Here is a 10,367-nt window from a genome sequence, read left to right as displayed (position 1 = left end):
TACATTCCGAACCCGGAAGCTAAGCCTTACAGCGCCGATGGTACTGCAGGGGGGACCCTGTGGGAGAGTAGGACACCGCCGAACAAATTTTAGGGAAGGCCCACGCCGTCATGGCGTGGGCCTTTCTGTATTTCCGGGTGTATTCCCGGCCGTATTTGCGGCTAGAACGTCACGTCCGCCGTGTCGACCGTGCCGCCCTTTCGGCCGGGGGCCTCCTGCCACTGCCAGTAGAGGTTCGTGTGCGAGATGACCTGTTCCGGGGCCGGCGCGCCGTACGCGGTGAGGTCCTCCGTGGTGTGGGCGTCGCCGACCAGGGTCGCGTCGTACCCGCGGACCATCGCTCCGTGCAGGGTGGAGCGGACGCAGGCGTCGGTCTGGGCGCCCGTTACGACCACGCGGCCGACGCCGTGTTCGGCCAGGACGGACTCCAGCTCGGTGTCCTCGAAGGAGTCACCGTAGCGCTTGTGGATGAGGGGCTCGGTGGCTTCCTCCCGGGTCAGCTCCGGCACGTACTGCCAAGGGGCGCTGTCCGGCTTCAGCTCGTCGCTGGAGTGCTGGATCCAGACCACCGGGACCGCCTCGGAACGGGCCTTGGCGATCAGGGTGTTGATGTTGGCGATGACCTCGTCGCGGTTGTGGGAGCTGTCCACCACACCGTTCTGCACATCCACGACCAGCAGGGCGGTGTTCGGGCGGTTCGGCAGAGTCGTCATGGCGTCCACAGTAGGCGGGGGCACTGACAACGGGCCTTGTGTGAGCGTCGTAAACGAGGTGAGCGGGGCGGCCGGTGGCGGCTACCGTGGCCGTATGAGTGCGATGACCAGCGGTGATTACGTTGTTCGTGCGATACGGGCCGAGGAGTGGGAGGCCGTGAAGCGGTTGCGGCTCGTCGCGTTGCGGGATCCGGTGGCGGATATCGCGTTCCTGGAGAGCTATGAGGACGCACTGGGCCGGCCGGACTCCTTCTATCAGGAGCGGGCCGCCCGGTCGGCCCAGGAGCCGAGCGGTGCGCGGCAGTTCATCGCCGAGGCGGCGGACGGGGTGTGGGCCGGGAGCGTGACCGTGCTCGTCGAGGAGGCCGGGTCGACGGACTGGGCCGGAGTTCCGGTCGAGCGGCGGCAAGGGCATGTGGTCGGGGTGTTCGTGCGGCCCGAGCACCGTGGGAGCGGGCTGCTCAAGGCACTGTTCGACGCCGGTGTGGCGTGGGCGCGGGAACAGGGTGCCGAGCGGGTTCGGCTGCTGGTGCACGAGGAGAACGCGCGGGCCCAGGCGGCCTACCGCAAGGCGGGGTTCGTGCCGAGCGGTGTACTCGTGCCGTTCGTCAAGGACGAGGCGGAGGACGAGGTGGAGTTCGTCCTGGAGTGGCCGTCCCGGGCCCGCGCCTAGACGGGCAGTTCCCGGTGTGGCCAGCGGGAGCGGGCCTGTTCGTGGGAGCGGAGCAGGGCGAGGGTCGGCAGGCCCTGGTCGACGCCGTTGGCGAGCAGGTCGGGCAGCTGGGGGAGCGGGGCCACGGCCGCGACGTCGTCCAGGACCAGGGTCAGTGGTGGGTCGAGCCGACCGGAGGATGACCGTTCGGCCATGCGCCGGCCGCGCTCGACCACGCTGGAGGCGAGGGCCGTCAGGAGGGGCATCGCTCCGGGGTTGGTCCTGGGGTCCTCGATGGATTCACCGACCACATAAAGCGTGCCCCCTTCGGCCACGAAGGAATCCAGTGCGAGGGCGTCGGATCGGTTGGGTGTGCAGGCTTCGCGGATGTTGACCGTGAAGAGGGCGGCCAGGGCCCGGGCCGTCAGCTCCTGGGCGATGTCCCGGCGTTCGGGGTGCGAGGTGAGTGCGGCCTCGAGTTCTCCGGCCGCGCCGGGGGCCGCCTTCGGATGGGTGCGGAGGGTGCGTACGGCGTCCTGGACGCCGGTGCCCTGTGCCCAGCGGTGGACGTGGCGGATCGTGCGGTTCTCCAGGGCGGCGGCGTGCAGGTAGCTGCGCAGGAGCGTTTCGGCCGTGTCGGTGACCGCCTGGTCGATCTTGGCGGTGGGTTTCACGGGGGTGAGGAGTGCCTGGGCGCGCAGGACCGCGGTCTGCTTGTCCTCGCAGCCGGTCGTGGGGGACCAGTGGAAGCGGGCCGGGGTGTCGCAGAGGTGGTTCGGGTCGTAGAGGAGGACCGGGCCGAGTTTGGCCCGGGCGTCCTTGGTGTCGGACCAGAGGTCGGGGTTCGAGGTGACGGTGAGGGTGGGGCCGGCCGCGTCGCGGATGGCCTGGGTCGCGGTGGTGTGGCGGGTGTCCCTGGGGGCGATGTGGATTTTCGTCCACCCACCCACCTGGTCACCGTTGGCAGCGGGGTGAGCGTAGAAGCCGGCGGGGGCCGTGCCGGTGTGAACTCCAGCCGCGTGTTCGACTCCCGCTTCGGGGACCGTTGACTCAAGGACGGTCGTCTCCGGGGCGATCGTCTCGTGCACGGTCGGCGTCGGCGTCGGCCTCGGTTCCGGTTCTGTGCGTGCTTCCGGGACCGGCGTTGTCGTAGGCGCGTGCTTCTCCGCCGCCCGTCTTCTTCTCCCCGCGCGCCATCTCGCCACCGTCCCCATCACGAAGACCGTCAGGACCAGCAGGATCATCAGCTGGCCGATGAACAGGCCCCAGAACAGGCCCCATCCCGACAGCTGGGCCGGCGGTGTGTCCGGCCAGGCGCCTGTGATGTCGTGCGGTTCGCCGATGAGGTGGCGCATCGCGGGCGGGGTGTGGGACAGGTTGACGGTCGACGGCCAGGCACCGTGGGAGAACCAGGCTGCCAGGCCGGTCGCCGTCCACACCATTACCGTGATGCCGAGCAGGAACGCGAGTATGCCGATCAGCAGGCCGTCGGGGATGCCGCCGCCGCTCTGCTGTTCGCGCTCCTGCCGGGGGTCCGGTCTCACGATCGGGTCCTCCCTACGCCACCGTCGATTCCGAGTCGCCGAGGTGCTGTTCGACGAAGGCCGCCGCCCGCTGCTCCGCCTCCAGTTCCGCGGCGCGCAGGGCGTCGTCGGCGGCGGCGAGATGGTCGGCGGACGACTCGGTCATCGCGCGGTCCGTGAAGACGAGCGGACGTTCCGTCTCGGTGATCAGGTGCTTGACCACCTGGACGTTGCCGTTGACGTCCCAGACGGCGATGCCGGGGGTGAGGGTGGGGATGATCTCCACCGCCCAGCGTGGGAGGCCCAGTACCCGGCCGGTGGCGCGGGCCTCGTCCGCCTTCTGGGCGTAGATCGTCCGTGTCGACGCCATCTTCAGGATCGCCGCCGCCTCCTTCGCCGCCGCGCCGTCGACGACGTCGGAGAGGTGGTGGACGACCGCGACGAAGGAGAGGCCGAGCCGGCGGCCGAACTTCAGCAGGCGCTGGAAGAGCTGGGCGACGAAGGGGCTGTTGATGATGTGCCAGGCTTCCTCGACCAGGAAGATGCGCTTCTTGCGGTCGGGGCGGATCCAGGTGTGCTCCAGCCACACGCCGACGATCGCCATCAGGATGGGCATGGCGATGGAGTTGCGGTCGATGTGGGAGAGGTCGAAGACGATGAGGGGGGCGTCGAGGTCGATGCCGACCGTGGTCGGGCCGTCGAACATGCCCCTCAGGTCACCGTCGACCAGGCGGTCCAGGACCAGGGCCACGTCCAGGCCCCAGGCGCGTACGTCGTCTATGGCGACGTTCATCGACTCCGCGGACTCCGGCTCGGGGTGCCGTAGCTGCTCGACGATGTCCGTCAGGACGGGCTGGCGGTCCAGGATCGTCTCGTTGACGTAGGAGTGGGCGACCTTCAGGGCGAAGCCCGAGCGTTCGTCGAGGCCGTGGCCCATCGCCACTTCGATGATGGTGCGGAGCAGCGCGAGCTGGCCCGTCGTCGTGATCGACGGGTCCAGGGGGTTCAGGCGGATGCCGTGGTTGAGGGCCGCCGTCGGGTCGAGCCGGATGGGTGTTATCCCCAGCTCTTCCGCGATGAGGTTCCACTCGCCGACGCCGTCCTCGCCCTGGGCGTCCAGGACGACGACCTGGCGGTCGCGGAACCGCAGCTGCCGTAGGACGTAGGTCTTCTCCAGGGCCGACTTGCCGTTGCCGGACTCGCCGAGGACCAGCCAGTGCGGGGCCGGGAGCTGCTGGCCGTAGAGCTGGAACGGGTCGTAGATGTAGCCCTTGCCGGAGTACACCTCGCGGCCGATGATCACGCCCGAGTCGCCCAGGCCGGGGGCGGCCGTGGGGAGGTAGACCGCCTGGGCCTGGCCGGTGGAGGTGCGGACCGGGGAGCGGGTCGTCTCGACCTTCCCGAACAGGAAGGACGTGAAGGCTTCGGTGAGGACGGACAGCGGGTCCCTCATCAGCGCATCAGCCTCTACCTTCGGATTCCGGTGGCGAAGGGAAGTGTGTTCACGAAGGCGCGGTGGTGCTCACGGTCGCACCACTCCAGTTTGAGGTACGACTTTCCGGCGGAGGCCCTTATCGTGCGCTTGTCGCGGTTGAGGGCCTCCGGGTTACGGGAGGACACCGTGATGTAGCCGACCAGGTTGACGCCGGCCGCGCCGCTGGCCAGGTCCTCGCCGCGCTGGTCGAGGCGGTTGTGGGCGGCGATGTCGCGGGGGTCGACGGTCCGGTTCATCTTGGCGGCGCGGGACGCCTCCGCCTCGTCGTTGGTCTTCTCCGTGAGCATGCGCTCGATGGCGACCTCGGTGGGTTCGAGGTCCATGGTGACCGCCACCGTGCGGATGACGTCGGGGGTGTGGACGAGGAGCGGGGCGAGGAAGTTGACGCCGACGGGGGTCATCGGCCACTCCTTCACCCAGGCCGTGGCGTGGCACCAGGGCTGGCGGGTGCTCGACTCGCGGGTCTTCGCCTGGAGGAACGTCGGCTCCATGGCGTCCAGTTCGGCCGGCCAGGCGTTGCGCTGGGTCATCGCCTGGATGTGGTCGATGGGGTGGTCCGGGTCGTACATGGAGTGGATGAGGGAGGACAGACGGCCCTGGCCGAGGGGCTGGCGGACGCGGATGTCCGCCTCCTGGAGGCGGGAGCAGATGTCGGTGAGCTCGCGGGCCATGACGACGGCGAGACCGGCGTCGCGGTCCAGCTTGCGGCCGCCCTGGGGGCGGGCCGCGCGGGCCATCGCCTGGGCCTCGGCGGCCAGTTCGCGGGAGTAGTGCATGCAGGCGACGAGGTAGGCGCGGTGCTGCTCGCTGCTGGTGGAGACCATGGACTGGAGCTGGTCGTAGGAGCGGGACAGCCAGTCCGGGGCCTTCTCGTCGCCGCGCTGGGCGACGTCCTTGGCGTGGGCGTCGGGGTCGGCGGGGAGGGTGCGGGCGAGCATCTGGAGGCGGGTGACGAAGCCGTCGCCGTTCGCCACGTGCTTGAGGAGGGTGCCGAAGCGGTCGACGAGGGCTTCCTGGTCCTCGGAGTCGCGCAGGCCGACGCCCGGCCCCTCGATCTCGATCGCGGCGGTGACCGTCTTGCGGTCGGCGTGGAGCAGGACGGCGATCTCGTCGGGACCGAACGGGGCGGCGAGCCAGCTGATCCGGCCGATGCCGGGCGGGGGGCCGACCTCGACCTCGCGGCCGTCGATCCGGGTGCCGGCCTCGGCGGCCGTGGAACGGTAGACCGTGCCCTGGCGCAGGGTGCGCTTGAAACTGCGGTTGATCTCGAACCACTTGTAGAACGTACGGCGCTTGTACGGCACGTAGACCGCCGCCAGCGCGAGCAGCGGGAAGCCCATGAGGAGCACGATCCGCAGGGAGAGGACCGGGACGAGGAGCCCGCACATCATGCCGAGGAACGCGCCCGCGATGATCAGCACGATCTCGCCGGACTCACGGTTCCGGCCGACGATCGCGTTCGGCCGGGCGCGGCCGATCAGATACGTACGGCGGGGCGTGACCGGATGGGACAGATGGGACTCGGTCGTCAACGCCCTTCACCTCCCGAGCTGTTGTTGCGGGTGTTGCCGGCGTGCGGGGTGTTCATCGGGCTGGGCGCGCGGGGCGCGGGTGCGGCGGAGGGGACAGATCCGCCGCCACCACTGTTCGGGGTGCGCGTGCTGTGCGCGGCGACGCCGCCCGAGGCCGGGTTGGAGGGGCGGGCGCCGGAGGAGGCGGAACCGCCGCCCCCGCCCCCGCCGCCGTTGTTGTCGGCGCGGGCGCTGTGCGTCCTGATGCCCTGGGCGACCAGGTTGGCGGGGCTGCTGATGACGGCGGCGGCCTTGCCCTCGGCGCCCTGCATGATGCGGTTGTTGCGGCCGGCCGCGATCTCGTCGCCGAAGCCGGGGACGAAGCGGTAGATCATCGCGCTGGCGAAGATGGCGAGCAGGATGATGGCGAGGCCGGAGACGACGGCGGAGAAGGCGTCGGGGCCGCCGTCGGAGGACAGGGCGCCGGCGAGGCCGAGCACTATCACGATGACCGGCTTGACGAGGATGACGGCGATCATGATGCCGGCCCAGCGGCGGACGTGGCCCCACAGGTTCTTGTCGACGAGGCCGGCGTAGACGACGGTGCCGAGGAGGGCGCCGACGTAGAGCAGGGCGGCCCGGATGACGAGCTCCAGCCAGAGGACGCCGGCGGCGAGGATGCTGACCAGGGAGACGACGATCAGCATGATCGGGCCGCCGCCGATGTCGTCGCCCTTGCTGAGGGCGCCGGAGAAGGTGCCGAAGAACGTGTCCGTCTGGTTGCCGGTGGTCTTGGCGAGGACGTCGGTGACGCCGTCGGTGGCCGATACGACGGTGTAGAGGATGAGGGGCGTGAAGGCGGACGCCAGCACGGTCAGCCAGAGGAAGCCGACGGCTTCGGAGATGGCGGTGCTGAGGGGGACCCCGCGTACGGCCCGCTTGGCCACGGCCAGCAGCCACAGGAGGAGGGTGAGGATCGTCGACGCGGCGAAGACGACGGCGTACTGCTGGAGGAACTTCTCGTTGGTGAAGTCGACGTTCGCGGTCTCCTTCACGGCGTCGCTGAGCTTGTCGACGGTCCAGGAGGCGGCCTTGGCACAGCCCTGGGCGAGCGAGGAGAGGGGGTCGAGGGTGGAGGTGAGGGGGTCGGTGGTGGAGCCGCCGGTGCTGCCGCCGCTGCCATTCTCGCAGTAGTCCTTCGCGGGACCGCGAATGAGGTCGCAGGCGTCGTTGCTCGCCGTGGGGGACGGAGTGGCGGAGGGCGTGGGGGCGGCGACGGCATGGGTGGCCAGCAGCACTGCGGCCGTTTGAAGGGCGCCGAGGATCGCGCCGACTTTGAGGAAACGGTGGCTAGCGCGCATACGTGAACCCTCCGAACTCCTCCACGGCCCTGGTCATGTCGTCGGCGGTGGAGGCCTGCTGGTCACGACCGACGGGGACTGGGCCGTCCTTCTGCTGGAAGTCGGTGATCTTCCAGTCGTTGTCGACCCACGTCAGTTCATAGGTGGTGGTGTACCAGCTCTCGGTCACCGGGTTGGTCGAGGCTGCACCGGACAGTCCGAAGAGCGAGGTGTACCAGACCGCGACCGTGGCGGCGTCCGTGCTGGACGCGGTGACCTTCGTGCCTACCGGGATGACCCGGGAGACGAAGGTCTCGCCGACCGGTGCGCTGCCGTCGTTGTTAAGGCCGATGTTTGTGAGGAACTTCGCGCTGGAATAGGCGCTGTCCAGCCCCGCTTGTCTGCTCGCGGCGACGTCGGGGGCGTAGATCGTGTTCACGAGCGCGTGTCGCTTGGCCATGACGAACATGTCGGTCGAGCCAAGTGCAACGGAATAGTTCGCCGCCGCGCTCTGCGCCCCCTGCGAGCTGTGCGCGAACCCGGTCGGGATTCCCTCTCCGCTCTTCGTCTCCACCGGCTTCGTGCCGCTCGCCGCCGTTGACGAAGTTGTCGGCTGGCCCCCGCTGCCGCTGCCGCCGTTGCCCGTGGCGGACGACGAGTCCCCGTCCCCGCCCCTGTTCGCGAAGGCGATCGCTGCGATGAGGAGGACGACCACGCCTACGACGGTGACCAGGCTTCTGGAGGAGGAGCGGCCGCCGCGGCGGGACGCGCCGCCGTACGGGTCGCTCTCGGGCAGGCGGGTGCGGGTGTGGCCCGTATCCGGGTAGCCGGGCTCGTCTCCGAGGCTCATGCCGCGTACTCCCCCTCCACGTCGTACCGGAACGCGTAGCAGTACGACGGTAGCCGTGCTGGTTCCCGCGCGGGCGCGGTGTGGTGACTCGACATCAGGGAAACGCAACCTCGGAGCGGGGGAAAGGGAGGTGCAGATTGGCTAGACGGCCATGCCGTACACGATGGTGAACAGGGTGCCGAGTGAGCCGATGATGAAGACTCCGGTCAGTCCGGCGATGATGAGGCCCTTGCCCTGTTCGGCACTGAAGGTGTCGCGGAGGGCCGTGGCGCCGATGCGCTGTTTGGCGGCGCCCCAGACGGCGATGCCGAGGCAGAGCAGGATGGCGACGGCCATGACCACCTGGATCATCGTCTTCGCCTCGTTGCCCAGGCTGCCGAAGGGGCCCCAGTCCGGAGCGATCCCGCCGATGATGGTGTTGATGTCTCCCTTGTCGGCCGCATAGAACACGTAAGTCACCGCCCCTGGTGGGTAGTTCCGTTCGCCCCTGCCGGGTGCAGAGGTCACGCATCATTCTCGCCGAAAACGTCGCCGGAGTATGTCGACTTGACGTCATCGATTGGCGGGTTTCGTACGAAGTGCTCGTACGGTCACTCTGTGTATCACGGCAGGTCACGCCGGGCAATGAGGCCTGAGCGGAACCTGTCGTGTGGTTCCGTCGTTGACCCCCTCTATGACCTGGCACGTTTGATGGCGGCCGGTCGGGTGAGGGGTCGAGACGATGTTCTCACGGTAGTCATGGGGAAATGGCCAGTGGGCCCCGGCACCGGCCGGGGCCCACTGGCTTCCTGAGGTCGTGTCAGCCCGCGAAGGCCGTGGTGCCCTCCGGGGTGCCCCAGCCGGTCGGACCGTCGTAGCCGGTCGTGGCGGTGCAGTAGTAGGAGGTGGTGCAGGTGCCGTTGTTGCCGCTGGTCACGTCGTTGAGGTACGAGGTGCCGGCGTAGTTGTACGGGAACTTGGCCGGGTAGGAGCCGCTGGACGGGGTGCCGGCGAGGGCGTAGACGCCGGCGATGATCGGCGCGGAGACGCTGGTGCCGCCGAAGGTGTACCAGCCGGCGGTGACGCCGTAGGAGTCGTAGACGGAGACGCCGGTCGCCGGGTCGGCCACCGCGGAGACGTCTGAGATCATGCGCTTGGTGCAGGTGGTGTCGGTCTGCCAGGTGGGCTTGGCGTCGTAGGCGGAGCAGCCGGAGCCGGTGCCCTCGGTGCTCGACGTCTTCCACACCGTCTCGGTCCAGCCGCGGGTGGTGGAGGAGGTGGCGAGCTTGGTGCCGCCGACCGAGGTGACGTACTTGGAGGCGGCCGGGTACTCGGCGCCGTAGCCGCTGTCACCGGCGGAGACGGTGATGGCGACACCGGTGTGGTTGAAGTACGAGGAGTCGTACGAGGTGTCGGACGAGGACTCGCTGCCGCCGTAGCTGTTGGAGACGAACTTGGCGCCCAGGGTGACCGCCTCGTTCACCGCGGTGCCCAGGTTGGCCATGGTGGCGCTGGTCGCCTCGACGAGCAGGATGTTGCAGTTCGGGCAGATCGCGGAGGCCATGTCGAGGTCGAGGGAGATCTCCTCGGACCAGCCGGCGTCGGAGGAGGGCAGCGAGGTGGTGGAACCGGTCTGGCTGACCTTCTTGAAGCAGCCGTTGGCCGTCGTGCAGGCGGAGAGGCCGTAGTACGAGCGGTAGGTCGCGAGGTCGGTCTCGGCGTTGGGGTCGTTGTACGCGTCGACGATCGCGATGGTCTCGCCCGAGCCGTTGGAGGCGGCCGCCGAGGTCAGGCCGTAGGCCGCCCGGAGGTTGGTCGGGCTGTAGCCGGAGGGGGTGGTGGCGTCGGCGGCCTTGGGGGTGATGCCGGTCTTCGCGGCCTGCTGCTTCTGGGCGGCGGTGAGGCCGCCGGTGACGCGGTAGGAGTTGCAGGCGAGTTCGCCCGTGTGCCTCGGGGTGGCACAGGGGGTCGCGGTGTAGGTCACCTTGGCGGAGGAGGCGGAAGGTGCCGCGTCGGCCTGGACGGCGGTGCCGAATCCGGTGAGCAGCAGTGCGGCCGTGGCCGCTGCCGCTGTGCCGAGTCGGCGCCAGCCACCGCGCAGGGAGGATCTGTTGGGGGGAGTGGAACGCATGCGTGCAGCCTCCTGAGTTCCGGTATGGGGGAGGAACAGGGGCGGTGCGGGTGCGATCTGGTGCGTTGTGGTGCGCGATGAGAATCCTTTGTTGAGTACGCGACAACAAGAGGGTTCAGGAATCATGACTTCCGCATTGCCGAACGGGGCCTTCGCGTGACCCGTCGATGGCC

At 69.3% G+C, this 10,367-nt stretch carries 9 protein-coding genes and 1 rRNA gene; 2 read left to right on the top strand and 8 right to left on the bottom strand.

The window, feature by feature from the left end:
• Nucleotides 1–84: ribosomal RNA gene (gene rrf / locus ACGFZQ_RS26835) — 5S ribosomal RNA — on the top strand; the annotation flags it as partial.
• A 77-nt stretch (nucleotides 85–161) separates the two neighbouring features.
• Here the strand turns inward: rrf and ACGFZQ_RS26830 are convergent.
• Entirely contained in the window at nucleotides 162–713 is a 552-nt protein-coding gene (locus ACGFZQ_RS26830) for an isochorismatase family protein (protein ID WP_393842438.1), read from the bottom strand.
• A gap of 103 nt (nucleotides 714–816) precedes the next feature.
• Between ACGFZQ_RS26830 and ACGFZQ_RS26825 the strand changes: the two genes are divergently transcribed.
• Nucleotides 817–1,386 carry a GNAT family N-acetyltransferase gene (locus ACGFZQ_RS26825; protein WP_393842458.1) on the top strand — a complete coding sequence of 190 codons (570 nt, stop codon included), beginning with the start codon at nucleotides 817–819 and terminating at the stop codon, nucleotides 1,384–1,386.
• Here the strand turns inward: ACGFZQ_RS26825 and ACGFZQ_RS26820 are convergent.
• The 7 genes from ACGFZQ_RS26820 to ACGFZQ_RS26790 all read right to left on the bottom strand — a co-directional run bounded on the left by ACGFZQ_RS26820 (nucleotide 1,383) and on the right by ACGFZQ_RS26790 (nucleotide 10,194).
• Nucleotides 1,383–2,909 carry a type IV secretory system conjugative DNA transfer family protein gene (locus ACGFZQ_RS26820; protein WP_393842437.1) on the bottom strand — a complete coding sequence of 509 codons (1,527 nt, stop codon included), beginning with the start codon at nucleotides 2,907–2,909 and terminating at the stop codon, nucleotides 1,383–1,385. The genes ACGFZQ_RS26825 and ACGFZQ_RS26820 overlap by 4 nt on opposite strands.
• Nucleotides 2,910–2,922: 13 nt before the next feature.
• On the bottom strand, nucleotides 2,923–4,341 hold the full coding sequence (locus ACGFZQ_RS26815; RefSeq protein ID WP_351708786.1) for an ATP-binding protein: 1,419 nt from the start codon (nucleotides 4,339–4,341) through the stop codon (nucleotides 2,923–2,925).
• Between the two features lie 14 nt (nucleotides 4,342–4,355).
• Entirely contained in the window at nucleotides 4,356–5,915 is a 1,560-nt protein-coding gene (locus ACGFZQ_RS26810; RefSeq protein ID WP_393842436.1) for an SCO6880 family protein, read from the bottom strand.
• Nucleotides 5,912–7,255, bottom strand: a complete 1,344-nt coding sequence (locus ACGFZQ_RS26805; RefSeq protein ID WP_393842435.1) for a hypothetical protein — start codon at nucleotides 7,253–7,255, stop codon at nucleotides 5,912–5,914. Before ACGFZQ_RS26805 ends, ACGFZQ_RS26810 begins: the two co-directional genes overlap by 4 nt.
• Nucleotides 7,245–8,084, bottom strand: a complete 840-nt coding sequence (locus ACGFZQ_RS26800; RefSeq protein WP_393842434.1) for a hypothetical protein — start codon at nucleotides 8,082–8,084, stop codon at nucleotides 7,245–7,247. The genes ACGFZQ_RS26805 and ACGFZQ_RS26800 overlap by 11 nt, the downstream gene beginning before the upstream one ends.
• A gap of 141 nt (nucleotides 8,085–8,225) precedes the next feature.
• On the bottom strand, nucleotides 8,226–8,534 hold the full coding sequence (locus tag ACGFZQ_RS26795; protein WP_351328461.1) for a hypothetical protein: 309 nt from the start codon (nucleotides 8,532–8,534) through the stop codon (nucleotides 8,226–8,228).
• 349 nt (nucleotides 8,535–8,883) lie between these two features.
• Nucleotides 8,884–10,194 carry a peptidase S8 gene (locus ACGFZQ_RS26790; protein WP_393842433.1) on the bottom strand — a complete coding sequence of 437 codons (1,311 nt, stop codon included), beginning with the start codon at nucleotides 10,192–10,194 and terminating at the stop codon, nucleotides 8,884–8,886.
• Nucleotides 10,195–10,367 lie beyond the last annotated feature (173 nt).

Origin of the sequence: Streptomyces sp. NPDC048254, assembly GCF_043201895.1 — a bacterium.
GTDB lineage: Bacteria > Actinomycetota > Actinomycetes > Streptomycetales > Streptomycetaceae > Streptomyces.
The sequence above is the reverse complement of the archived record's forward strand: the minus strand, read 5'-3'. Positions and strand labels throughout refer to the sequence as shown.